A 26,099-nucleotide genomic window follows, 5' to 3' on the forward strand; every position below is an offset into this window, starting at 1 on the left:
GATTCCCGTACGTCCGCCCGAGCGCTGCCTTACGGCAGATCGAGCGACGAGTACTGTGGGACTCGCTTCCAGTCCTCCCGACGGGAGGCGCGCAGCATCGGCACTCGACCGAGCAACCCCGCTAGTCTGCCATACGGGGCAGGGACCTGGCCAATCGAGCCGAGGATCGTACCCCTAAGGTGACGCAGGTCAAACCCAGGACCCCTTGCACTCTCCGGCCGACGCCGAATTGGGTGGCGTGAACATGCCCTGAGAGGCAGACGACACCGGCCCGCGGGATCGCGTTGCGGCAGGATCACCGACGTGACGCGAGATGACATACCCCTGGAGCGGATGGCAGAGGTCCTGGACTTCCAGAGAGGGCTCTGGTCGACCGAAGGGCTACAGCCCTCTCGCGTGCTGTGGTCGGAGGACGGCGAGCACCTGGGCATCCGGATCGCGTCGGCCGACTGGCACGTCCTGCTGACCGTGGACGTGCACCGAAGCGGCTGGGCCCGCCTCTTCTTCTCCTCCCCCACGCATACCGCCGAGGAGCCACGCCGCATCCGCTCCGTCGATGCCTGGAGCGCCCTGCTGGACGAGGCTGTCGCCCGCGCCTCCCGGCTGCGCCTGCTGCCCGCCCGTCTGCTGGCTCGCACCTGTACGACGGGGTGGCTGGACTGGATACACGGCGAGCTGTGGCTGCTCCCGGACGCCCTGATCCGCGTGCGCAGCGGCCTGATGGATTCCGTGGCGAACTCGGCGAGCGGCTCGGGCGTCTCGGCGAAGGACCCCTACGAGGTGATCCCCTTCGACGCCGAGAGCGTTCGCTCGGTCCACCGCACGAACAAGGTGATCCCCCTCGCCGAACTGTCGGAGGCCAGCCTCCACCGGGGCCTCTCGACGTCCGGGATGACGGCGACCATGCGAGACGGCAGCCGCCACAAGCTCCTGTGGCTGTCGACGGAGCCGGCGGGCCGCCTGCTGAGGGATCGGCTGCTGCCGGTGCTGGGGCAACGCCTCACGCACTGAGGGTCGTTGCCCCGATTGCTTCCCAGCACAGCGATACTCCGCCGCCTCGATGATCAGTCCCAGGGATCACGTAGCGGCCTGCGCTTCCACCACACTCCGAGTTCCGCCTCGGGCCTCGTCCTGGTCGGACGCACCCAGGCACGGAGCGAATGCTCGGGATCCGGAACTGTCGCGGCCACGAAGCGCTCGTCCAACTGCGACAGCAGCCGGCTCAGGCTGCCCTCCCGCGCCTCCGCGAGCTGTGTATTCATCAACTGCCCCAGCGAGTCACGGGAGTCGAGGTCGTTCGCATAGGCGCTGATGGGATAGAAATCATCGCTCGCCCACCCGGGCTCCATGCGGCGGACCACACGCTCCCAGGATGCGAACCGCTCCTGGACCGAATAGACGGGGGACGTGATCCTCTCCCGCAGCTCCGGGGCGACCCGGGAGCGCTCCACTTCAAGGCGCTCCGCGTCACACCCAGCGACGGCGTCCCTGACCGCCGCGGGCAACGCGGCCCATGCAGCATTGGTTTCCGGCGCGGAACGAAACATCTCGTGCGCCACGAGGCCTTCCTTCCGGTGCGCTCCGAGCCTCAAGGGAACTCATGGTCCGCGAAAGGCTCGGCGTGCGCACCCCAGTTGAAGCTGTAGTCGCCATTCCCGGCAACGGGGACAACGCACGGACCAAGGCCAGGCAAGTTGAACTCGCGTTCCACCCAGCCGTCCATCGAACGCGTCCGTCACTCGCTCCCGGACACCGGTCAGCTCTTCCTGCGCAGGGTCTTCCGGACATCACCGACCGCGTACACGAACTCCAGCCGCCAGGTCTCCAGCTTGTCCCGAATCCTCGACTCGACCTTCCACCACTTGAGCCACAGCGGCAGATCGCGGAACGGCACGAAACACAGGGTGTCGGCGATCGCGTTCACAGCGATACTCATGCGGCCGGGGCCTTCCGCGCGCAGCGCGGCGTACAACTCCGGCGTCAACGCCCCATTGAGCCGGGCCGCGACACCGGCCGCGGTGAACGCAAACACGCGCTGGTCGATGTCCGACAGCCGCATCGCCCTGCCGATCCGCGGCGAGGCTTCCTCCAGAGAACAGTTGAAGGCCAGCCCGATCACCGCGGTCCCGAGGTGTCCGTTGCCCCGCTCGAAGGCGGCGTCCACCTCGGCGGGGTCATGGACACGGATCAGACCCTCGCCGGTGTCCCAGTTAGGACCGGATGTCATGCCGGTACTTCACCGCTCCCCCTGACGCTGGCCCACACAGCGATCCTCCACCGCTTCGATGATCAACCACGCGCTCCCAGGACGCGAACCGCTCCGCGACTGAATAGACGGGAGCCGTGACGCAGTCCCGCAGCTCCGGCGCTACCCGGGAACGCTCTACACGAGTGCCGCCTAGAACATCCCGTAGGACGCTGCCTACTCGTACGGATTCGGGGAGAACACAGGGCGGGGGCTCGGGAAGTCCTCCGGAAAGAACGGAGGTTGAAGCTCTCTGGTCAAGAGGTCCAGCACGACCCCCGTTGAAGTTCTCGACGAGACGATGAAGTCAAGCTGCCCAGCCTGGATGATTACGGTCGGCCAGTCGGCAGGGTCCCCGTCAGGAATCCACAGTAGAGAGTCCCCGTTGTCGGTCGTACCCCACTGGATGAGGTCTCCTGGCTCCGACTGGTGTCGTGCAAGAGCTTCACGGAGATCTGGAGCGGCTTTGCTGTCCAGGATGGACCGCATTGTTCCGGTAGCGATTCCGATGTCGAGGTTCGCGTTGTCCGCACCCGCCGCGAAGATCCATAGGAATTCGTCAAAGCATCCGGTTCCATAAGCGTCAACCAGAGCATGATGGCTTTGAGGAAGTCTCGGGACCTCACACGGTGACGGCAGACGGGGCATTTCTGGAGGCGGACAGAGTGATGTGAGATCCGAGAGATCGTCCGCACCCACACGATCCGATCCAGTCATGAGATACACCTCTCTACAGATTCGACAGTCGCCGACTGAACGACCAGCCGAAGTCATCCGCAGCCTCTATAAGCACGTGGCTGGGAACATTTCCACCGTTGGCATATTCAGGAGTCACACTCATGGTGACGGTGTTGCCGGAAGATCTAACATGCCCAGCGATCAGGTCTTCGGCATCGGAGATCGGTCCATTGTTTTGTGCCGTACCTTGCGTGACGATATTCCGCATGTCCCGACCGTCCCCTCCGAACTGCTGGCCGATCAGATGTCCCCTCGAATGACCGGCGGCACCACCCTGGAATCCAGGGGGCGCGTACCTGGGCCCGCGCCCCGGAGGACTCCCGATCAGCTTGTTGGCCGCATCGTCCAAAGTCTGCGGGCTGACCTCCGCATAGGCAGGACCTCGCTGGCCGTTCGGCGCGATATCGCTGTAGTAGGGGCTCAACCCGAGCGGGTCTATTCCAGTGTGCGGGTTGTGGACGTAAGCAACTGGATTCGGAGCGGGCGCCAGGCCGAGAGGGTCAGGCGTCAGGTAGCGCGCACTCTCCGGATCATACAAGCGGAAATAGTTGTAGTGGAGCCCCGACTCTGGATCATAGTACTGGCCAGGGAATCGCAATGGCGTGTAAGCCGTAGCATCGGCATTCCACGCCGCTTTGCCCCAGAGGTTAGACCGTGCTCGCCACGCGACTGCACCACCTTCGTCGAAGAGCTCTGTCGGCGTACCGATGAGATCGGTAATGATACCGAAGAACCGTGAGTCTATTTCCTCCTGAGGCGCTTCGGCCTCCGCGATACGTTCCGTCTGCGCTATCGGGTGGAAGCCGTCATAGTCCCATGTGACCGTTACCGCATGAGAGTAAGACCGTTCACGCGTGGTCTGCTCGCAAAGAGTGGCACCGTCCCATGTGAAAACCACCTGCTCCGCAACGGTTCGCCCGTCCTCAGCGATGCGCTGCTTGGCCGTACGCCGCCCAAGCGGATCGTACATGTATCGCCAAAGCGTTCCGTCCGGTGTCGTAACCGATGTCAACCTGCTTTCGACATCCCATGTGTAACGCCAGGTGTCAGGCTTGCGCGACAGTCGTTTTTTCCGTCGGAGAACCGTTCGACCCAAGGCGTCGTACTCGTAGCCGGTGCCGCCTGAACCGACGAGCCTCGTACCAACGTATGCACGGTCTCCGGTGGAATCTTTACCGAAATATTTCGCGGGCCAGGAGGCACGGGTGAGATTGCCCGCTCCATCGTACGCATAGCTCTCGGTCCAGTTATTGGCGTGCACGGCCGTGACACGGCCGGCGAGATCCAGATCGAATCGACGATCGCCGTGGACCTGGTCATCGTCGCCTACGAGATTTCCGTCCGCACCGAAACGGTAGGCACGGTGCAGCACGGGAACTTCACCGCGGGCGCTCAGTGACAGGGAAGTACGGCGGCCGAGGCCGTCATAAGCGTGTGTGAGGGTGATGTTCTCACCCACCGAGCGACGGACCTCGTTGCCCGACCAGTCCCGCTCGAAGAGCACACTGTGGCCTGAGGCGTTCAGCTGTGTGCGGTTACCTGCCGCATCGTACGTCCAGGTCGTAGAGGCCCCGGAGGGGGTCGTTCGACCTTTCAGGCGTCCCAGCGCGTCACGGCAGTAGGTTGTGCTGCGGCCGCCAACAGTCTCCGAGATGACCTGCCCGCTCGGGTCGAGCTCAAGAGTGAGCGACACATCCGGCCCGTTCGCTTCGACCAACCGTCGATTCGGGTCGTACGCGAACTCAGTGGCACCGTCGTCAGTGACTTTCTTGACCACATCTCCGAGGATGTCGCGTTCGTAGTGGACGCGATTGCCGAGGATGTCTGTGCGAGTGGTAAGGCGTCCCGCCTTGTCGTAGGTATACGCGACGCTCCGGTCGTCGAAATCGGACTCCGAGATCAGATGCCCGGCTGCATTGTGTTCGTACTCCCATGTCAGACCTTGCGGATTGATGACGCTGGTAAGCCGAAGGTTCTGATCGTGGATGAATTCGTACCGCGCCCCGTCTGGACCGACCCGAGCGGACGGCAGGTCGAAGTGGGTGTACTCGAAGAGCGTGGTGGCGCCTGCAGGTGTCGTATGGCTGGTGCAGTTGCCCTCCCCGTCGTAGGACCAGCTCTCAACGGCGCCGTCCGCAGTCGTGCGGCTGGCAATCTGACCCTCGACTGTCCATTCGATCTGAGTACTGTGGCCCTCCGGATCCGTGTAGGTGACTATGCGACCAAATGCATCACGCTGCCAGGTGGTCATTGCGCCGAGGGGGTCGGTTGCTGCCACCGGAAGTCCCGCCGGGTCACACTGGACGGTCCTGACATTGCCCAAAGCGTCTGTCACTGCGACGAGTTGACCCACGGTGTCGTAGGTGAACCGAGTGGTGGCCCCCACCGGATCGGTCATGGCCGTGCAGTTTCCGCGCTCGTCGTATTCTCTGTACCAGGACGCTCCGTCAGGCATAAGGATGATCGTGGGACGGTTCAGGTCGTTGTAGTCGATGCTCATCGTCGCAGAGTCCGGGCGGAGGACTTCCGTCACAGAGCCCCTCTCATCGACGACAAAACGCGTGGAGTGGCCCAGTTCATTGGTGCGCGACACAACGTGGTGATGAGCGTCGTACTCGGTACGGACCACTGAACCGAGGGAGTCAATGTCGGCGATGACCTGACTGGCTTCGTTGATGACGAAGCGTGTGATGGCGCCGTCGGCCGTAGTCAGGCTGGTGATGCGGCAGTTCGGCCAGGCCGGGTCGCTTCCGTCATAGTCGAGGGCGATGGTGATGTGGCCCGCCTCGCCGCCTTCGCCGACACAACGGTCGTGCTCGTCGTACTCATACTCGTAACGACTGTCGTTGGTGTCAGTCCACGACGTGATGCGGAGACGATCGTCGTACGTGAACCGCAAAGGAAGACCAGTCGAGTTCACGACCTCGGTGAGATTGCCATCGGTGTACCGATAGCGCTTGATGACGACGTCAGATCCGTCGGGGGCGGTGTCCGCCAGAGCCAGAGCGGTGACGCGGCCGTCTTGGGTATCCAGTTTGAGGTGATACCCGCCCGAGTGGCGGATGGCCACGGGAGCTTCGTACTCGTCGTAGTCAACCGTGATGGTGTTGTTGTTGCGGTCGGATATATGCGTGAGCCTGGCAACACCGCCTGCAGGAGCGGCAAAGTGGCGAGCGTGACCGGAGAGCGGATCGTCGACGCGGTAGCCACCGTCGCCGAGGAGAGTCAGGCCCCACCGTGGGCCGGCCTCCGGATGAACGGGTATGCCAGGTCCTGTTGGGTGGGAATAGGCCAGAAGCAGACCTTCTTCGGTGACGAAGACAGCGCCTCGGTCGTCGACCTCGAGACGCTGGTCGATGGTGGAAGCCCAGCCAGGGCCGAACCACCACCCGCAGCGATAGTCGGACGCAATCCGTCGCGTGAAGGCCAGAGGAAGGTTGCCGGGAAGTTCAACGTCGGTCTGAGGTAGGAACATCGCCCCGGTGGCCATGTCCACAGGGTCGCTGCCCTTGGAGCGAACCACGCTCTTGACCCGGTTGTACGCGCCCTTCGCCCCGTCCGCGAGCATCCCCCGGGCGTTCTTGCCCAGCCCCCGCGCCGCCAGGCTCATCCCCTTCAGGCCGCCCTTGAGGCCCTTCATCGCGGCGAGGCCCCCCTTGAGGCCCTTGGCCAGGCCGCCGAGGGTGGTCAGGCCCTTCATGCCGGGTATGCAGTCCAGCGCAGCGAAGGCCACATCCCATAGGGACGCCTGCCCCTTCGCGTATTTGTTGAGGGTGTCCGCCAGGACGACCAGGGCGGCGATCAGCACGATCGCGCCGAGAATCGGCCCTCCGATGATCATCGCGATGATGCCGAGCACGGCGACGACGACCTTGCACACTGCGACGATGGTGTCCCAGTTGTCGGAGAACCAGTCCCCGACCTCCTCCCACCACTTCCGGTTGTGAATCCCGGCATCCGACGCCTCGTCGATCTTCGACTTAGCGTCCCGCGCCGCCTCCTCCCGCATCGTCCGCGCATCCGCAGCCATCTTCTTCGCCGCATCCAGCGCGTTGCTCGCCGTCGTCACATCCGACTGAGCACTGTCGTGCGCGGACTTGGCATGCTGGGCATCCCGCGTGGCGGCCCGTACCTTCGCCTCGTCCGGCTTCTCGGCATCCTTGCTGCCGGTCGGGTCGTCCTTGTACTTGTCCGCTTCCTTGTTCGCCCGCGTCACCCACGAATCAGCAGACGAAAGACGCGACTTCGCCGACGAAAGATCGGACTGCGCGTCCCGCCCCTTCGCCAGGGCCTTGTCCGCCAGTGCCTGCGCCCGCTCCAGCTTCGGCCAGTACGCGGCCAGGGCATCCCCCGCCATCTCGTACGACTTCTTCAACTTCTTCAACTGCTTCGGCACACCGGCGAACTCGTCCTGAAACGCCTTCGCCGACTTCCCCGCCCACTGCAGAACCGTGTCCTCGTCCGCCATCCCCTTGATCAGACGCAGCGCATCACCCACGTCATCGGCGAAGTCATGCAGATTCTTCGACAGATGCCGCACCCGATCCGGATCACCCGGCGTCGGATCCCTCTCCAGATCCAACACATGCCAGTCACCCGGCCGATTCCCCGCCATGCCGCAACCCCCGTGACAGCAACACCAATGACAACGTGCGTATGCACACGCGAACTTACAGGGAACAGGGGTTCGCTTCCCAGCCGTCCCCGTGAAGCCGTCCCGCCGGCATCACATCGGCGTCAGCAGCCGTTCCAGTTCCTCGTCGTACGCACGATGCCCCGCCCTGACCCACTCCGGCGCAGCCGCATTCGGGTCGAGGAGGCCGGGCAGGTGAGCGACCCGCCACATGCGGAACACCCCCTCCGGAGTGTTGCGCCCCGTGCCGTCCACGAGTTCGCATGCGAGACGGAGGATCGAGGCGATCTCGTCCGTCCCCTCCGGAAGCCCGACTCCCGCCCCCACCCCTGCGGCCACCAAACCATCCAGCAGACAGGTGAGTTGGAGATCCGCGCCCATGCGGCACATACGGCGCATCACCTGCGGATCTTCCAGGTAGGCCAGGTCATCCTCCGAGGGCCGCGGACCCCGAGGTGCCCAGGTGACTCCCGCCGACCAGAGCAGCAGGGACCGCACGTCGACAGGATGGTCGCGCAGGTATCCCAGTTCGTGTGCCTCGGCCATGACCGGGTCGCTGAACCGGCCGACCGCCTGGACGCCGGCCACGATCCGCGCCACCTCATCCCGCCTCAGGGCCAGGAAATCTCCCACCGACGTGTCCGACGTCTTCCAGGTTCCTGCGTGGTTCAGCGCACCGATCTCCACGACTCCCCCCAGGGCCGCGAACACAGGCCGGGCGTCGCTGCCTGGGTGCATCACCGCTCCGTCACTCGGGTGGGATGTGCAGCGGCGCAGGGACGGTTCAGCCCTGCGCGGCGAAGGTGAGGAACGCCGACCAGGTGGAGGGAGCCAGGGTGAGGTGCGCGCCGTCCGGGCGCTTGGAGTCCCGGACGTGGACCCTCGGCGGAGCGGTGGCCACCTCGACGCAGTCGTTTCCGTTACTGCTGTCGCTGTAGCTGCTCCTGCGCCACTGAAGGCCCGCGGCTTCCTCGGCAGAGGTCATGTGGATCACGTTTCTCCCAGCAGTCGCTCGATGAAGGCCACGGACTCCCTCGGTGTGAGCGCCTGGGCCCGGATGATGCCATACCGCAGTTCCAGGACCCTGAGCTGCCGCGGTTCGGAGACAGGGCGTCCGGCGAACTCGTCGTCCGTACGCCCGGCGGCAGTGCCGTCTCCGAACTTCAGCACCTGGATCCGCCCACCCGTGCCCGGGTGATCGGCGCGACTTGTCGGCATCACCTGGAGCTCCACGTACGGCAACTGGGCCAGCTCCAGCATGTGTTCGAGTTGTCGGCGCAGCACCATTGTGCCTCCCACAGGGCGGCGCAGCGTCACCTCTTCTTGGACGAAACTCAGCTCAGGTGCCGGCACGCGTTCGAAGACGGTTTTCCGAGCCACCCTCGCCGCGACCATGCGCTCCAGCTCGTCCGATGAGTACGCCGGACGCCATGTGCCGAGCAGCGCCCGCGCATACTCCTCCGTCTGCAACAACCCATGGATGTTGTGGTTGCTGTACAGCAACTGCTCGACGGCCCTGGCCTCCAGCTGAGCCAGCTCCCGCACCTTCTTCGGGTAGCGAGCCCTCTCCATGTCCTCCTTGAACGCCGCGATATGCCCGCCCGCGTTCAGAACCCCGTCCGCCCTGTCCAGGAACTCCGCCCGGGGAATCCGGGCCCCCCGCTCCACCTTGCGGACCAGGTCCTCCCCGTAGCCGATCGCCTGCCCCAGCTCGACGACGCGCATCCCCGCGGCCTCTCGCCACAGCCTGACCTGGCGGCCCGCCGCCTCGACCACCGGGGCGATCTCGTCCTCGGGGCTGACGTCCCACCCCGGCTCGTCCGTACCGTCACCGTTCACTCCCACCCACCTCCAACGCCCACCCTTCCCGTCCGGCACCCAGGACAGCCGGGACAGAACGGGACAGCGGGCGGACAGCCCGTGTACGTACGGGGGCACGGTCGCACCGGAGCGCGGATCTTCACGTCTCGGTGCACGACGACGCGGTCGCACGCGACGTAAAAGATCCCAAGTACCGGGGAGAGAACCCCTGCCAACCCCACCAGCCTCCCGTCGGCCGCCAGATCACCCGCAAGGGTGACAATCGCCAACTGAGCTGGATTCTCCGCACGTTGGGGGGCATATGCTCGCGGCGAACCACAACCGCAGCCCCACCATCAGTGGGTGGGGCACGCACCACCGCGGACATACGACGGCCCCCGGCCGGGACTGGCATCCCGATCGAGGGCCTCACCAACAAGGAAGCAGCAACCTTCCCGATGGATACCCAAAACCTTAGCGCGCCCTCGTGCGCCCAACCCCGGATTCCGCGGGGTATCACCCACATCAACGTCCGCCAGACCACGCGCTACACCGTGATCGGCAACCACCTCGCCCAGCACCGCGAGCTGTCGCTCCTCGCGATCGGCCTCGGCGCCCACATCCAGTCGCTGCCCAGCGGGGCCCGCGTCGACATCAAGTCGCTCACGGCACGCTTCCCCGAAGGCGAGACGCGGATCGCATCCGCCTTACGGGAGTTGGAGGCGCACGGCTACCTCTCCCGTACCCGGGAACGACTCCCGAGCGGCCAGGTGGTCACGCACACGGTGTCGTACAACCAGCCTCGGGAATCCGCCGTACAGCGCGCCCGGGCCGCGCTCGCGGGCCTCCGGCATCCAGGGCGCGCACGCGTCGACCCCCTCCGCCCCCTGCGAAGCGACCCGATCCTCACCCGCGCGCAGGGAGCCCCGGACGGCCCCATCACGTGCGTCGAGCCATCCGTCGGGCCCCCCACCGCCCGCGCCGACTCACCGGTCGAGCCGCCCACCCCTCCGGTCGGGACACCCCCGGCCCCCGCCGTCCCTCCCCCGGCATCCGGCGAAATCCCCGCGCAGGCCCGGCGCAGGCCGACGCTCCCCACCCCACAGACCCCCGGCCCGGACGGCGACCGCACCGCGGCCGACCTTCTCGCCGGCCTGCACCGGTACGACCCCCGCCTCCTGCTCGCCGAACGCGACCTTCTCCGTCTCGCGCCCGCCGTCACCGCCTGGCTGGAACGCGGGCCCACCCCCGAGGCCGTGCGCCGGGCCCTGACCGCGGACCTCCCCGAGCCGCTCCGCCACCCGGCCGCCCTGCTCGCCCACCGCCTGACCGAGCTGCTGCCGCCCCCGCTCCCCGCAACGCTCCCGCCCCCGCACCGGGACCCCCTCCAGAACTGCGACGGCTGCGACCGCGCCTTCCGCGCCCCGGAACCGGGCCACTGCCGCGACTGCCGCCACCGACCCCGGCCGGAGGGAGCCGCCCAGCATGAACGTGACGACCCTTGCCCCCGGGCAGAGACGAGGAGCGCACGCCATGAGCATCGTCCCTGACAACGCGCGGCGAGACGCCCACCACCTCTACCGGGCGATGCGCGAATTCCTGGAATCGATGGACGACACGCTTCCGGGCAAATTCGAGATCACCAAGGAAGGGATCGTCCACGACATGCTGGCGCCCGTCGGCCCACATGAACTGACCACCATGCACCTCCGAAGGCGCCTGGAGAAGGTCATGCCGGAGGAGCTCGTGGCCCACACGGGCACTCCGGACGTGGAAGCCGAATCCGAGGGCATCATGCGGCATCCCGACGTCATGGTCATCGCGATGGCCGACATGGACGTCCCGGGTTCCATCGACGGACGGACGCTGATCGCCGCCATCGAAGTGGTGTCCCGCTCCAACCCTGAGAACGACTGGGTCGGCAAGACACGCGACTACCCGTGCCTCGGCATCCCGATCTACGCGATCTTCGACCCCCGCACCGCCACCGGCGCCGTACTCTCCGACATCCACCCGACCCCCAGCGGCCCTCGTTACGCCACCCGCAAGGACTTCCTGTACGGCGAGGACGTCACGATCGCCGACTGGACCATCTCCACGGTCGGGCTCCCCCGCTACGGAGACACCCCCACGGACAGCACCGCCACCGACCCGTCGTCCTGACTCCCCCCGCCACCTGGCCCACTCCCCCGCGACACCCCCCACCCGTCCACGGACAGTGGAAGCATGGCTGAACAGACCACCCTGCTGACCGGGCAGAACCTTCCTCCCGTGCGGGACTGGATCGCGGGGGACGTGAAAGGGACCGACTTCGATCCCGTGCTGGCCGAGTTGATGCAGGACGGGCCCCTCGCCCGGATCAGGCTGCCGCACGGGGAGGGCTGGGCCTGGCTCGCGACCCGGTACGAGGGCGTACGGATGATCGCCGACGACCCCCGGTTCAGCCGGGCCGCTGCCGTCGAGCTGCCGATCACCCGCCCCGCGCCCACCTTCGAGCCCGACCCCGGATGCCTGGCCTTCGCCGATCCGCCCGATCACGGCCGGCTGCGCCGCACGGTCGAGAGCGCCTTCACTGACAGCGCCGTGGAACGGCTGAGGCCGCACGCGCAGCAGATGCTCGACGAGCTGGTGGACGGCATGCTGCACGACGGCCCCCCGGCCGACCTCGTCGAGCGCGTCCTCGAACCCTTCCCCGTCGCCGTCGCCTGCGAGGTCATGGGCGTGCCCTCGGGAGAGCGCCGGCAGGTGCAGGCCTGGGTGCGGCAGATCGGCTCGACCGACGGCTGCGCCGACACCGCGAAGCGGGCGAAGGGGGCCCTGTCCGCTCTCTACGAGTGGATCGGCAGCACCGTGCGGGAGCGCCACGAGAGTACGGACCTGGACGTGCTGTCGCTGCTCGGTGCCGCCGTCGGGCGCGGGGACATCAGCGACGCCGAGGCGGTCGGCCTCGCGGGACCGCTCCAGACCGGCGGTGACGCCGTCACCCACACGTGCGGGCAGATGCTGTTCCTCATGCTGACGGACACCGCGCTGTACGAACGGCTCCGCGGGCAGCCCGAGTCCCGTACCGCGGCCGTCGACGAGCTGCTGCGCCACCTCCCGCACCGCGCGTCCGTGGGCCTCGCCCGTATCGCCCTGGAGGACGTCGACGTGCACGGCGTGCGGATCTCCGCCGGCGAACCGGTCTACGTGTCCTACCTCGCCGCCAACCGCGACCCGGACGTCTTCCCCGACCCCGACCGGCTCGACGTCGGCCGGGACGCCGGGGCTCACCTCGCCTTCGGCAGCGGGCCGCACCACTGCGCCGGCGCCGGCTTCGCCCGGATGCAGACCGAGCTGCTGGTCGACACCCTGCTGGACCGGCTCCCGGGACTGCGCCTGGCCGTGCACGTCGACCAGGTGCCGTTCCGCCGGCGCGCGATGGTCCGTGGACCGCGGAGCCTGCCCGTCCGCTGGTGACGGCATGGACAGGCGCCCGCGACGGTGACCCGTCCGGGAACAGCGAAAGGGCCCGCACGACCGAAGTCGTACGGGCCCTTTCTGGAGCTCGTGAAGGAGCTACCAGGTCATACGGTCAACAATTACTTGTTGATCTTGGTGACCTGGCCGGCGCCCACGGTCCGGCCACCCTCACGGATGGCGAACTTCAGGCCCTCTTCCATGGCGACGGGCTGGATGAGTTCGACCTTCATCTCAGTGTTGTCGCCCGGCATGACCATCTCGGTGCCCTCGGGGAGGGTCACGACGCCGGTCACGTCCGTGGTGCGGAAGTAGAACTGCGGGCGGTAGTTGTTGAAGAAGGGGGTGTGACGGCCACCCTCGTCCTTCGACAGGATGTAGGCCTGGGCCTCGAACTCGGTGTGCGGCGTGACCGAACCGGGCTTGATGATGACCTGGCCGCGCTCGACGTCCTCGCGCTTGATGCCACGGAGGAGCAGACCGACGTTCTCACCGGCCTGGCCCTCGTCGAGCAGCTTGCGGAACATCTCGATGCCGGTGACCGTGGTGGTGGTCTTCTCCTGCTTGATGCCGATGATGTCAACGGTCTCGTTGACCTTCAGGACACCACGCTCGATACGGCCGGTGACGACCGTACCGCGACCGGTGATCGTGAAGACGTCCTCGACGGGCATGAGGAACGGCTTGTCGACGTCACGCTCGGGGGTCGGGATCGCCTCGTCGACGGCGGCCATGAGGTCCAGGACCGACTGGCCCCACTCCTTGTCGCCCTCGAGCGCCTTGAGCGCCGAGACCTTGACGACCGGAAGGTCGTCGCCCGGGAACTCGTACTCGGAGAGGAGCTCACGAACCTCGAGCTCGACGAGCTCCAGGATCTCCTCGTCGTCCACCATGTCGGCCTTGTTCAGGGCGACGACGATGTACGGAACGCCGACCTGGCGGGCCAGGAGCACGTGCTCCTTGGTCTGCGGCATCGGGCCGTCGGTCGCGGCGACGACGAGGATGGCGCCGTCCATCTGCGCCGCACCCGTGATCATGTTCTTGATGTAGTCAGCGTGACCGGGGCAGTCGACGTGGGCGTAGTGACGGCCCTCCGTCTGGTACTCGACGTGCGCGATCGAGATGGTGATACCGCGCTGGCGCTCTTCGGGAGCCTTGTCGATCTGGTCGAAGGCCGAGGCCTCGTTCAGGTCCGGGTACGCGTCGTGCAGCACCTTGGTAATGGCGGCCGTGAGGGTCGTCTTACCGTGGTCGATGTGACCGATGGTGCCGATGTTGACGTGCGGCTTAGTCCGCTCGAACTTTGCCTTCGCCACTGGGGTCCTCCTGCGGAGTGGTTCTGGTACGCCTTACTCATCGGCGCCAGGTGATCTTTGCTGGGATGCCGCCCGCCGGGGTTTTCCCTCCCGGGTCATCCCCGGCGGTCGGTGTCAAGCCTAAAGCGTGTAAACGGGGTGTGTTACTCGCCCTTGGCCTTCGCGATGATCTCCTCGGCGACGTTCCTGGGAACCTCGGCGTAGGAGTCGAACTGCATCGAGTAGCTTGCGCGACCCGACGTCTTGCTGCGGAGGTCTCCGACGTAGCCGAACATCTCCGAGAGGGGCACGAGGCCCTTCACGACGCGAGCGCCGCTGCGCTCCTCCATGGCCTGGATCTGGCCACGGCGGGAGTTGAGGTCGCCGATGACATCACCCATCGACTCCTCGGGCGTGGTGACCTCGACGGCCATCATCGGCTCGAGCAGCACGGGGCCGGCCTTGCGAGCGGCCTCCTTGAACGCCTGCGAACCGGCGATCTTGAAGGCGAGCTCCGAGGAGTCGACCTCGTGGTAGCCACCGTCGATGAGGGTGACGCGCACACCCGTCATCTCGTAACCGGCCAGGATGCCGAACTGCATGGCCTCCTGCGCACCGGCGTCCACCGACGGGATGTACTCCCGCGGGATACGGCCACCGGTGACCTTGTTCACGAACTCGTACGCCGGACCGTCGGTCTCGGTGATGGGCTCGATCGCGATCTGCACCTTGGCGAACTGACCGGTACCACCGGTCTGCTTCTTGTGGGTGTAGTCGTGACGCTCGACGGTCTTGCGGATCGTCTCGCGGTAGGCGACCTGCGGCTTACCGACGTTGGCTTCGACCCTGAACTCGCGCTTCATACGGTCGACCAGCACCTCGAGGTGCAGCTCGCCCATACCGCCGAGGATGGTCTGGCCCGTCTCCTCGTCCGAGTGAACGTGGAAGGAGGGGTCCTCCTCCGCGAGACGCTGGATGGCTACACCCAGCTTCTCCTGGTCACCCTTGGACTTGGGCTCGATGGCGACCTGGATGACCGGCGCCGGGAAGTCCATGGACTCCAGGATCACCGGGTTCTTGTCATCGCAGAGCGTCTCACCGGTCGTGGTCTGCTTCAGACCCATCACGGCGACGATGTCGCCGGCGCCCACCGCCTCGATCTCCTCACGCTTGTTCGCGTGCATGCGGTAGATCTTGCCGATGCGCTCCTTCTTGCCCTTGACGGAGTTCAGCACCGCAGTGCCGGTCTCCAGGCGGCCCGAGTAAACCCGGACGAAGGTGAGCTTGCCCAGGTGCGGGTCGCTCATGATCTTGAACGCGAGCGCGGACAGCGGCTCGTCGGTCGACGGCTTGCGCTTGATCACGAGCTCCGCGTCCTTCACGTCGTGGCCCTCGATGGCCTCGACGTCAAGCGGAGTCGGGAGGTAGCGCACGACCGCGTCGAGCAGGGGCTGAACGCCCTTGTTCTTGAACGCGGTGCCACAGAACACCGGGGTGACCGTGACGCCCTCGGACTTGCCGGACGCGATGGTGACGCGACGGATCGCGGCGTACAGCTGCTCCTCGGTGGGCTCCTGGCCCTCCAGGAACAGCTCCATGATCTCGTCGTCGTGCTCCGCGACGGTCTCGACCAGCTGACCGCGGTACAGCTCAGCTGCCTCGACGTGCGTGGCCGGGATGTCGACGACGTCGTACATCTCGCCCTTGGCCGCCTCGGCGGACCACACGAGCGCCTTCATGCGGACGAGGTCCACAACGCCCTGGAAGTCCATCTCGGCACCGATCGGGAGCTGCATGATGATCGGGACAGCGCCGAGGCGGTCCTTGATCATGTCCACGCAGCGGTGGAACTCGGCGCCGGTACGGTCCAGCTTGTTCACGAAGCAGATGCGCGGCACGCCGTAACGGTCGGCCTGACGCCACACCGTCTCGGACTGCGGCTCGACACCGGCGACACCGTCGAACACCGTGACGGCACCGTCGAGGACGCGGAGCGAACGCTCCACCTCGACCGTGAAGTCGACGTGCCCGGGGGTGTCGATGATGTTGATCGTGTAGTCGTCGTCCTCAAGCGGCCAGTGACAGGTGGTGGCAGCAGAGGTGATCGTGATGCCACGCTCCTGCTCCTGCTCCATCCAGTCCATGGTGGCAGCGCCGTCGTGGACCTCACCGATCTTGTAGCTGACGCCGGTGTAGAAGAGGATCCGCTCGGTGGTGGTCGTCTTACCCGCGTCGATATGCGCCATGATCCCGATGTTGCGGACCTTGGCCAGGTCAAGTGAAGTGGTAGCCATAAGGCTTCGGTCTTCTCTCGGTCTCGATGGGGGTAGCGACTACCAGCGGTAGTGCGCGAAGGCCTTGTTGGACTCGGCCATCTTGTGGGTGTCCTCGCGCTTCTTCACAGCGGCACCAAGGCCGTTGGAGGCGTCGAGAAGTTCGTTGAGCAGACGCTCGGTCATCGTCTTCTCGCGACGGGCGCGGGAGTAACCGACGAGCCAACGCAGCGCGAGCGTGCTGGCGCGACCGGGCTTGACCTCGATCGGCACCTGGTACGTCGCACCGCCGACGCGGCGGGACTTGACTTCGAGGGTCGGCTTGATGTTCTCAAGCGCGCGCTTCAGCGTGATGACCGGGTCGTTGCCCGTCTTCTCACGCAGACCCTCCATGGCGCCGTAAACGATGCGCTCGGCGGTGGAGCGCTTGCCGTTCATCAGAACCTTGTTGATGAGGGAGGTCACCAGGGGGGAACCGTAGACCGGGTCGATGATGACCGGGCGCTTCGGGGCGGGGCCCTTACGAGGCATTTCTACTTCTCCTTCTTGGCGCCGTAGCGGCTGCGGGCCTGCTTGCGGTTCTTGACACCCTGGGTGTCGAGCGAGCCGCGGATGATCTTGTAGCGAACACCCGGCAGGTCCTTCACACGGCCGCCGCGCACGAGCACGATCGAGTGCTCCTGCAGGTTGTGTCCCTCACCCGGGATGTAAGCGGTGACTTCGATCCCGCTGGTCAGACGCACACGCGCGACCTTACGCAGGGCCGAGTTCGGCTTCTTCGGGGTGGTCGTGAACACACGCGTGCAGACGCCACGACGCTGGGGCGAACCCTCGAGTGCGGGCGTCTTGTTCTTCTCGACCTTGTCCTGCCGGCCCTTCCGGACCAGCTGCTGGATCGTAGGCACTACTTCTCCGGTTTCTGTGTGCCGAATGGTGAAGCTAACCTGGAACATCGCCGACCCACGCGGTCGGGTGTGTCGAACACTGCAGACTCTCGCCGTGAAGCGAGAAGGGCGCAGATTGCGGTGGCCGCTTACGGCTCTCGTTGCGGTTTGAAGGCACGCACCAGAGCCAGGGCACACCCCAGGCACAAGGTCTGAGGGTACCTACCTCATGGACTTCGGTCAAAACAAATGCCGTGGTGCCCGACACGCCGGACTTCTCCCCTTCCATTCTGGGCGTTCCCCGACCCTCCCGCAGCTTCGCGGAGGCCCGGAACGACCAGGTCGGTTGCGCTGTGCGTGAACACCGCGCGGGATGCTGACCGACTGCCGCCGACCGGTCACCACGCGTCGGCGACGCCCGCGTCCGCCGGACACCGACGCGCTTCCGCCGGCTCCCCGCTCCGCGCCTTCGGCCCCGCTCACCGGCAAGGGCGTACGCCGCCGCTGGACCGGCTCCCGCGGCATCCCCGGAACCCACTCACGGCATGCGGAGCAGGGAGCCCTCCTGCCGCCGCGGAACGCCTTCGAGGACGGCGCACGCAGGAGGGCGGCCACCCCCACCGGGGATGACCGCCCTCCGTACTACTGCCTACTGCCTACCGCTCACTGGTTGTACGGACCGTAGTCGTAGTCCTCCAGCGGGACGGCCTGGCCGGAGCCGGTGCCGAACGGCGAGTAGTCGATGTCGTCGTAACCGACGGCCGAGTACATCGCGGCCTTGGCCTCTTCGGTCGGCTCCACCCGGATGTTGCGGTAGCGGGACAGACCCGTACCGGCCGGGATGAGCTTACCGATGATGACGTTCTCCTTGAGGCCGATCAGGGAGTCGGACTTGGCGTTGATCGCCGCGTCCGTCAGAACCCTGGTCGTCTCCTGGAAGGACGCCGCCGACAGCCACGACTCGGTCGCCAGCGAGGCCTTGGTGATACCCATCAGCTGCGGACGGCCGGAGGCCGGGTGGCCGCCTTCCTGCACCACACGACGGTTCTCGGTCTCGAACTTCGAACGCTCGACCAGCTCGCCGGGCAGCAGCTCCGCGTCGCCCGACTCGATGATCGTCACACGGCGCAGCATCTGCCGGATGATGATCTCGATGTGCTTGTCGTGGATCGACACACCCTGCGAGTTGTAGACCTTCTGGACCTCTCCGACCAGGTGGACCTGGACGGCACGCTGACCCAGGATGCGCAGCACGTCGTGCGGGTTGGTGGCACCCACGGTGAGCTTCTGGCCCACCTCGACGTGCTCGCCCTCCGACACCAGGAGACGGGCACGCTTCGAGATCGGGAACGCCGTCTCGTCGCTGCCGTCGTCCGGGGTGACGACGAGCTTCTTGGTCTTCTCGGTCTCCTCGATCCGCACGCGGCCGGAGGCCTCGGAGATCGGGGCGACACCCTTCGGCGTACGAGCCTCGAAGAGCTCGACGACACGGGGCAGACCCTGGGTGATGTCGTCACCGGCCACACCACCGGTGTGGAAGGTACGCATCGTCAGCTGGGTACCGGGCTCACCGATGGACTGGGCGGCGATGATGCCGACCGCCTCACCGATGTCGACCAGCTTGCCGGTGGCCAGCGAGCGGCCGTAGCACATGGCGCAGGTGCCGACGGCGGACTCACAGGTCAGGACTGAGCGGGTCTTGACCTCCTCGATGCCGTGCTTGACGAGCTCGTCGATGAGGACGTCGCCGAGGTCGGTGTTGGCCGGGGCCAGCACCTTGCCGTCGACGGTGATGTCCTCGGCCAGCGCACGTGCGTACACGCTGGTCTCGACGTTCTCCGTCTTGCGCAGCACGCCGTCCTCGCCGCGCTCGGCGATGGCCAGGCGCAGACCACGGTCGGTGCCGCAGTCCTCCTCGCGGATGATGACGTCCTGCGAGACGTCCACGAGACGACGGGTGAGGTAACCCGAGTCGGCGGTACGCAGAGCGGTGTCCGCCAGACCCTTACGGGCACCGTGGGTCGAGATGAAGTACTCGAGCACCGACAGGCCTTCACGGAAGGAGGCCTTGATGGGGCGCGGGATCGTCTCGTTCTTGGCGTTGGACACCAGACCACGCATACCGGCGATCTGACGCATCTGCATCATGTTGCCTCGTGCGCCCGAGTTCACCATCATCGAAACCGGGTTGGTCTTCGGGAAGTTCGCGTTCATCGCCTCGGCAACCTCGTTGGTCGCCTTGGTCCAGATCGCGATGAGCTCCTGCGTGCGCTCTTCCTTGGTGATCAGACCACGCTCGTACTGCTTCTGGACCTTCTCGTCCTGGTCCTCGTAGCCCTTGACGATCGCGCGCTTCGCGTCGGGAACGACGATGTCGGAGATGGCCACGGTGACACCGGAACGGGTCGCCCAGAAGAAACCGGCCGCCTTCAGGTTGTCGAGCGTCGCCGCCACGATGACCTTGGGGTAGCGCTCGGCGAGGTCGTTGACGATCTCCGAGAGCTGCTTCTTGCCGATCTCGTAGTCGACGAACGGGTAGTCCTCGGGCAGCAGCTCGTTGAAGAGCGCGCGGCCCAGGGTCGTCCGCAGGCGGAAGGTGTCACCCTGCTGCCATTCCGGCTCGTTCTCGTCGCGGGCCGGCGGGGTCCAGCCGCGCGGCGGGATGGTGCCCACCGGGAAGCGGATGTCCACGCGCGACTGCAGCGAGAGCTCGCCGGCGTCGAACGCCATGATCGCCTCGGCCACGGAAGCGAAGGAGCGGTCCTCGCCCTTCACGTTCCGCAGGTCGCCGTCGGTGGTCAGGAAGAACAGACCGAGGACCATGTCCTGGGTCGGCATCGTGACCGGGCGGCCGTCGGCCGGCTTGAGGATGTTGTTCGAGGACAGCATCAGGATGCGGGCCTCGGCCTGCGCCTCCGCGGAGAGCGGCAGGTGCACGGCCATCTGGTCACCGTCGAAGTCCGCGTTGAACGCGGTGCAGACGAGCGGGTGGATCTGGATGGCCTTGCCCTCGACCAGCTGCGGCTCGAAGGCCTGGATGCCGAGGCGGTGCAGCGTCGGCGCACGGTTCAGCAGAACCGGGTGCTCGGCGATGACCTCTTCCAGGACGTCGTACACGACCGTGCGGCCGCGCTCGACCATCCGCTTGGCGCTCTTGATGTTCTGCGCGTGGTTCAGGTCCACCAGGCGCTTCATCACGAACGGCTTGAAGAGCTCCAGCGCCATGGCCTTCGGCAGACCGCACTGGTGCAGCTTCAGCTGCGGACCGACGACGATCACGGAACGCGCGGAGTAGTCCACACGCTTGCCGAGCAGGTTCTGACGGAATCGACCCTGCTTGCCCTTGAGCATGTCGGACAGCGACTTCAGCGGACGGTTGCCGGGGCCCGTCACCGGGCGGCCACGACGGCCGTTGTCGAAGAGCGCGTCGACGGCCTCCTGGAGCATGCGCTTCTCGTTGTTCACGATGATCTCGGGGGCACCGAGGTCGAGAAGGCGCTTCAGGCGGTTGTTGCGGTTGATCACACGGCGGTACAGGTCGTTCAGGTCGGAGGTCGCGAAGCGGCCACCGTCCAGCTGCACCATCGGGCGAAGGTCCGGCGGGATGACCGGCACGCAGTCGAGCACCATGCCCTTGGGGCTGTTGCTGGTCTGCAGGAACGCGGAGACGACCTTGAGGCGCTTGAGCGCACGGGTCTTCTTCTGGCCCTTGCCGGTGCGGATGATCTCGCGGAGGCGCTCGGCCTCCTCGTCCAGGTCGAAGGACTCGAGGCGCTTCTGCAGCGCCGCGGCACCCATCGAACCGTCGAAGTACGTGCCGAAGCGGTCACGCAGCTCGCGGTAGAGGAGCTCGTCGCCCTCCAGGTCCTGGACCTTGAGGTTCTTGAAGCGGGTCCACACCTCGTCGAGACGGTCGATCTCGCGCTGCGCACGGTCGCGCAGCTGCTTCATCTCACGCTCGGCACCCTCGCGCACCTTGCGGCGCACGTCGGCCTTGGCGCCCTCGGCCTCCAGCTCGGCCAGGTCGGTCTCGAGCTTCTTGGCGCGGGCCTCGAGGTCGGCGTCGCGACGGTTCTCGACCTGCTGACGCTCGACGGAGACGTGAGCCTCCAGCGAGGGCAGGTCGCGGGTGCGGCGCTCCTCGTCGACGAACGTGATCATGTACGCGGCGAAGTAGATGACCTTCTCGAGGTCCTTCGGGGCGAGGTCGAGCAGGTAGCCCAGCCGCGACGGAACGCCCTTGAAGTACCAGATGTGGGTGACGGGAGCGGCAAGCTCGATGTGGCCCATCCGCTCACGACGCACCTTGGCGCGCGTGACCTCGACGCCACAGCGCTCACAGATGATGCCCTTGAAGCGGACACGCTTGTACTTGCCGCAGTAGCACTCCCAGTCCCGGGTCGGACCGAAGATCTTCTCGCAGAAGAGTCCGTCCTTCTCGGGCTTGAGGGTGCGGTAGTTGATGGTCTCGGGCTTCTTGACCTCGCCGTGGCTCCACTGACGGATGTCGTCAGCGGTGGCCAGACCGATCCGGAGCTCATCGAAGAAGTTGACGTCGAGCACTATGCGTCAATCCCTCTCAGGGTTGTAAGTCTTAGGGGTCTGATACGGGGGTCCTGGGGCCGGCGGGCCTTGATCACCTTTTCCACAGGCGGTCAAGGCCCGGCCGGACTCCCGTCAGACCTCTTCGACGCTGCTCGGCTCGCGCCGGGACAGGTCGATGCCGAGCTCCTCCGCCGCGCGGAAGACGTCCTCGTCGGTGTCACGCATTTCGATGGACATGCCGTCGCTGGACAGCACCTCCACGTTGAGGCAGAGGGACTGCATCTCCTTGATGAGCACCTTGAAGGACTCGGGGATGCCGGGCTCAGGGATGTTCTCGCCCTTGACGATGGCCTCGTAGACCTTCACGCGGCCGGTGACGTCGTCGGACTTGATCGTCAGGAGCTCCTGGAGGGCGTAAGCGGCGCCGTACGCCTCCAGCGCCCACACCTCCATCTCACCGAAGCGCTGACCACCGAACTGAGCCTTACCACCCAGCGGCTGCTGGGTGATCATCGAGTACGGACCGGTCGACCGGGCGTGCAGCTTGTCGTCGACCAGGTGGTGGAGCTTGAGGATGTACATGTAGCCGATCGAGATCGGGTCCGGGAACGGCTCACCCGAGCGACCGTCGAACAGCCGCGCCTTGCCGGACGGGAGGACCAGACGGTCACCGTCGCGGTTGGGCAGGGTGTGCTCGAAGAGACCGGCGAGCTCGTCCTCACGCGCACCGTCGAAGACGGGGGTGGCGACGTTCGTGCGCGGCGGAACCTTGTCGGCTCCGATCGCCTGCAGTCGCTGCGCCCAGTCCTCTCCGAGACCGGAGACGTCCCAGCCGCGGCTGGCGAGCCAGCCGAGGTGGATCTCCAGGACCTGTCCCGGGTTCATTCGGGACGGGACACCCAGCGGGTTGAGGATGATGTCGACCGGGGTGCCGTCCTCCAGGAACGGCATGTCCTCGATCGGCAGGATCTTCGAGATGACACCCTTGTTGCCGTGACGGCCGGCGAGCTTGTCACCGTCCGTGATCTTGCGCTTCTGCGCCACGTAGACACGAACCAGCTGGTTCACGCCCGGCGGCAGCTCGTCGCCCTCTTCACGGTCGAAGACGCGGACACCGATGACCTTGCCGATCTCGCCGTGCGGGACCTTCAGGGAGGTGTCGCGGACCTCACGGGCCTTCTCACCGAAGATCGCGCGCAGCAGGCGCTCCTCCGGCGTCAGCTCGGTCTCACCCTTGGGCGTGACCTTGCCGACGAGAATGTCGCCGGCGACGACCTCGGCACCGATACGGATGATGCCGCGCTCGTCGAGGTCGGCGAGGACCTCTTCGGAGACGTTCGGGATGTCCCGGGTGATCTCCTCGGGGCCGAGCTTGGTGTCACGGGCGTCGACCTCGTGCTCCTCGATGTGGATCGAGGAGAGGACGTCGTCCTGTACGAGGCGCTGCGACAGGATGATCGCGTCCTCGTAGTTGTGACCCTCCCACGGCATGAACGCCACGAGCAGGTTCTTGCCGAGCGCCATCTCGCCGTCCTCGGTCGCGGGACCGTCGGCCAGGACCTGGCCTTCGATCACGCGGGCGCCCTCGTCCACGACAACCTTCTGGTTGACGGAGGTGCCCTGGTTCGACCGGGAGAACTTGTGCAGGCGGTACGTGGTGTACGTGCCGTCGTCGTTGGCGGTGGTGATGTAGTCCGCGGAGACCTCCTGGACCACACCGTCCTTCTCCGACTTCAGGACGTCACCGGCGTCGACCGCGCAGCGGTACTCCATGCCGGTGCCGACCAGCGGCGCCTCGGACTTGATGAGCGGAACGGCCTGACGCATCATGTTCGCGCCCATGAGGGCACGGTTGGCGTCGTCGTGCTCCAGGAACGGGATCATGGCGGTCGCGACCGACACCATCTGGCGCGGGGAGACGTCCATGTAGTCGACGTCGTCACCGGGGACGTAGTCGACCTCTCCGCCACGACGGCGGACCAGGACGCGGGACTCCTCGAAGCGGAACTCGTCCGACAGCGGCGCGTTGGCCTGCGCGATGACGAATCGGTCCTCTTCGTCGGCCGTCAGGTAGTCGACCTCGTCGGTGACGACGCCACCGGTGACCTTGCGGTACGGGGTCTCGACGAAACCGAACGCGTTGACCCGGCCGTAGGAGGCGAGCGAGCCGATCAGGCCGATGTTCGGGCCTTCGGGGGTCTCGATCGGGCACATGCGGCCGTAGTGCGACGGGTGCACGTCACGGACCTCGAAGCCGGCCCGCTCACGGGAGAGACCACCCGGGCCAAGAGCCGAAAGGCGGCGCTTGTGGGTGAGACCCGACAGCGGGTTGTTCTGGTCCATGAACTGCGACAGCTGGCTGGTGCCGAAGAACTCCTTGATGGAGGCGACGACCGGCCGGATGTTGATCAGGGTCTGCGGCGTGATCGCCTCGACGTCCTGAGTCGTCATGCGCTCGCGGACGACGCGCTCCATACGAGCCAGACCCGTGCGGACCTGGTTCTGGATGAGCTCGCCGACGTTACGCAGACGACGGTTGCCGAAGTGGTCGATGTCGTCGGTCTCGACGACGATCGAGGTGCCGTTGTCACCAACGGTCTCGGTCTCACCGGCGTGCAGCTTCACCAGGTACTTGATCGACGAGATGATGTCCTCGACGGTCAGGATCCCGGCGTCGAGCGGGGCGTCGCTGCCCAGCTTCTTGTTGACCTTGTACCGGCCGACCTTGGCGAGGTCGTAGCGCTTCGGGTTGAAGTAGAGGTTCTCCAGAAGCGTCTGCGCGGCCTCGCGGGTCGGCGGTTCGCCCGGACGCAGCTTGCGGTAGATGTCGAGCAGCGCGTCGTCCTGGCCCTGGGTGTGGTCCTTCTCCAGGGTGGCGCGCATGGACTCGTACTCGCCGAACTCCTCGAGGATCCGCTCGGTGGTCCAACCGAGGGCCTTCAGGAGAACGGTGACGGACTGCTTGCGCTTGCGGTCGATGCGGACACCGACCATGTCGCGCTTGTCGATCTCCATCTCCAGCCAGGCACCCCGGGACGGGATGACCTTGGCGGAGAAGATGTCCTTGTCGGACGTCTTGTCGATGGAGGAGTCGAAGTAGACACCCGGCGAGCGGACCAGCTGCGACACGACGACACGCTCGGTGCCGTTGATGACGAAGGTGCCCTTGTTGGTCATGAGCGGGAAGTCGCCCATGAAGACCGTCTGGGACTTGATCTCGCCGGTCTCGTTGTTGGTGAACTCGGCGGTGACGAAGAGCGGGGCCGCGAACGTGAAGTCACGGTCCTTGCACTCGTCGATGGAGTTCTTCGGGGGCTCGAAGCGATGGTCGCGGAACGTCAGGGACATCGACCCGCTGAAGTCCTCGATCGGGGAGATCTCCTCGAAGATCTCCTCCAGACCGGACTTGGTGGGGACGTCCTGTCCGCTGTCCAGAGCCGCCTCGACACGAGCCTTCCACGCGTCGTTGCCGAGCAGCCAGTCGAAGCTCTCGGTTTGCAGCGCAAGAAGGTTCGGAACCTCGAGGGGCTCCTTGATCTTTGCAAAGGAGATGCGCAGCGGGGCGGTGCTGGCGCCGTTGTTCGTATTCGCGGTCGAGGCAGTGCGCGAGGCGGCCAAGAGGGGGTCCTTCCGAGGGCTCGGACTCACTACGCGCGTACCGGTCCCATGTCGGACACAGCATCGGGCCTTTCTCTGTCCGGCCGGATAAGGCCAGGTCAGAGATGATCCGATCGTCGATGCTCCAGCATGGGTATGCCCCTGGTGACGGGCAGGAGGCAGCTAACAGGCAGCGCAAAGGGTCAGTGTAGCCACTCGGCCCACTGATGTCCAGTCCCGGTTTTTGAGACCCTTTTCGTCGTCCTCAACACCTGCCGCAAGCCATGCCCTCGATGCACATCGATACTGCCCTCTTCGCCGCCGATCCATGCCTCGGATACGGATCGTTGTGACGACGCGTCCTGAGAATTGCGCGCTGCGTGCGGTTCGTCAAGGCCCCCCAGGCCCAAAGCGTGTGCCGCGATCGTCACGTCCGGCCCGTCCCGCAACCCGTCTCTCTGCCTGTCACAGGGCCGCGGGGGGCACAACGAAGATCACCATACCCGCCGTGACCTGCAGTGCAAGGCAGCCGCTTCGGGACCCCCGGCAACGCCGAAGAGCGACCACCCAGTTGGGTGATCGCTCTTCGGTGCGTCAGCGTTACAGCGCTACGAGAGCGGCTGTGGCAGC

16 protein-coding genes are annotated in these 26,099 nt (G+C 66.1%); 4 read left to right on the forward strand and 12 right to left on the reverse strand.

Translation table 11 applies throughout. The features are described 5' to 3' along the window. Nucleotides 1-303: 303 nt before the first annotated feature. Entirely contained in the window at nucleotides 304-1,011 is a 708-nt protein-coding gene (locus OG406_RS17290; protein ID WP_329186523.1) for a hypothetical protein, read from the forward strand. Between the two features lie 53 nt (nucleotides 1,012-1,064). Here the strand turns inward: OG406_RS17290 and OG406_RS17295 are convergent, their stop codons facing one another. The 6 genes from OG406_RS17295 to OG406_RS17320 all read right to left on the reverse strand — a co-directional run bounded on the left by OG406_RS17295 (nucleotide 1,065) and on the right by OG406_RS17320 (nucleotide 9,461). Further along, complete coding sequence (locus tag OG406_RS17295; protein ID WP_329186525.1) at nucleotides 1,065-1,559, reverse strand: hypothetical protein; 495 nt, start codon at nucleotides 1,557-1,559, stop codon at nucleotides 1,065-1,067. Between the two features lie 197 nt (nucleotides 1,560-1,756). Beyond that, nucleotides 1,757-2,227 carry a hypothetical protein gene (locus OG406_RS17300; protein WP_329186527.1) on the reverse strand — a complete coding sequence of 157 codons (471 nt, stop codon included), beginning with the start codon at nucleotides 2,225-2,227 and terminating at the stop codon, nucleotides 1,757-1,759. Between the two features lie 748 nt (nucleotides 2,228-2,975). After that, entirely contained in the window at nucleotides 2,976-7,568 is a 4,593-nt protein-coding gene (locus tag OG406_RS17305; protein ID WP_329186529.1) for an RHS repeat-associated core domain-containing protein, read from the reverse strand. A gap of 141 nt (nucleotides 7,569-7,709) precedes the next feature. Beyond that, nucleotides 7,710-8,354, reverse strand: a complete 645-nt coding sequence (locus tag OG406_RS17310; RefSeq protein ID WP_329186530.1) for a hypothetical protein — start codon at nucleotides 8,352-8,354, stop codon at nucleotides 7,710-7,712. Between the two features lie 46 nt (nucleotides 8,355-8,400). Next, nucleotides 8,401-8,601: a DUF397 domain-containing protein gene (locus OG406_RS17315; protein ID WP_443067084.1), complete on the reverse strand. Its 201-nt coding sequence runs from the start codon at nucleotides 8,599-8,601 to the stop codon at nucleotides 8,401-8,403. A 5-nt stretch (nucleotides 8,602-8,606) separates the two neighbouring features. Beyond that, nucleotides 8,607-9,461: a helix-turn-helix domain-containing protein gene (locus OG406_RS17320; RefSeq protein ID WP_164373159.1), complete on the reverse strand. Its 855-nt coding sequence runs from the start codon at nucleotides 9,459-9,461 to the stop codon at nucleotides 8,607-8,609. 413 nt (nucleotides 9,462-9,874) lie between these two features. Between OG406_RS17320 and OG406_RS17325 the strand changes: the two genes are divergently transcribed. The 3 genes from OG406_RS17325 to OG406_RS17335 all read left to right on the forward strand — a co-directional run bounded on the left by OG406_RS17325 (nucleotide 9,875) and on the right by OG406_RS17335 (nucleotide 12,875). Further along, entirely contained in the window at nucleotides 9,875-10,966 is a 1,092-nt protein-coding gene (locus OG406_RS17325) for a helix-turn-helix domain-containing protein (RefSeq protein WP_329186535.1), read from the forward strand. Further along, the gene (locus OG406_RS17330) at nucleotides 10,950-11,579 is read left to right on the forward strand and encodes a Uma2 family endonuclease (protein ID WP_329186537.1); all 630 of its coding nucleotides are present in this window, start codon (nucleotides 10,950-10,952) and stop codon (nucleotides 11,577-11,579) included. Before OG406_RS17325 ends, OG406_RS17330 begins: the two co-directional genes overlap by 17 nt. Before the next feature lie 63 nt (nucleotides 11,580-11,642). Continuing rightward, nucleotides 11,643-12,875, forward strand: coding sequence for a cytochrome P450 (locus OG406_RS17335; RefSeq protein WP_329186539.1), 1,233 nt, complete (start codon nucleotides 11,643-11,645; stop codon nucleotides 12,873-12,875). Nucleotides 12,876-12,997: 122 nt separating this feature from the next. Here OG406_RS17335 and tuf read toward each other — a convergent pair whose 3' ends face one another. From tuf to rpoB, 6 genes are all read right to left on the reverse strand, one after another. Continuing rightward, complete coding sequence (gene tuf, locus OG406_RS17340) at nucleotides 12,998-14,191, reverse strand: elongation factor Tu (RefSeq protein WP_081218875.1); 1,194 nt, start codon at nucleotides 14,189-14,191, stop codon at nucleotides 12,998-13,000. A 143-nt stretch (nucleotides 14,192-14,334) separates the two neighbouring features. Then, entirely contained in the window at nucleotides 14,335-16,464 is a 2,130-nt protein-coding gene (fusA, locus tag OG406_RS17345; RefSeq protein ID WP_164373162.1) for an elongation factor G, read from the reverse strand. A 39-nt stretch (nucleotides 16,465-16,503) separates the two neighbouring features. Continuing rightward, nucleotides 16,504-16,974 carry a 30S ribosomal protein S7 gene (rpsG, locus tag OG406_RS17350; protein ID WP_055517367.1) on the reverse strand — a complete coding sequence of 157 codons (471 nt, stop codon included), beginning with the start codon at nucleotides 16,972-16,974 and terminating at the stop codon, nucleotides 16,504-16,506. A 2-nt stretch (nucleotides 16,975-16,976) separates the two neighbouring features. Further along, nucleotides 16,977-17,348, reverse strand: a complete 372-nt coding sequence (gene rpsL, locus OG406_RS17355; RefSeq protein WP_003948652.1) for a 30S ribosomal protein S12 — start codon at nucleotides 17,346-17,348, stop codon at nucleotides 16,977-16,979. Between the two features lie 642 nt (nucleotides 17,349-17,990). Next, nucleotides 17,991-21,890 carry a DNA-directed RNA polymerase subunit beta' gene (locus OG406_RS17360; protein WP_164373163.1) on the reverse strand — a complete coding sequence of 1,300 codons (3,900 nt, stop codon included), beginning with the start codon at nucleotides 21,888-21,890 and terminating at the stop codon, nucleotides 17,991-17,993. A 114-nt stretch (nucleotides 21,891-22,004) separates the two neighbouring features. Further along, on the reverse strand, nucleotides 22,005-25,490 hold the full coding sequence (gene rpoB, locus OG406_RS17365; RefSeq protein WP_164373164.1) for a DNA-directed RNA polymerase subunit beta: 3,486 nt from the start codon (nucleotides 25,488-25,490) through the stop codon (nucleotides 22,005-22,007). Nucleotides 25,491-26,099 lie beyond the last annotated feature (609 nt).

It is taken from the genome of Streptomyces sp. NBC_01428, assembly GCF_036231965.1.
In the GTDB taxonomy this organism is placed as follows: domain Bacteria; phylum Actinomycetota; class Actinomycetes; order Streptomycetales; family Streptomycetaceae; genus Streptomyces.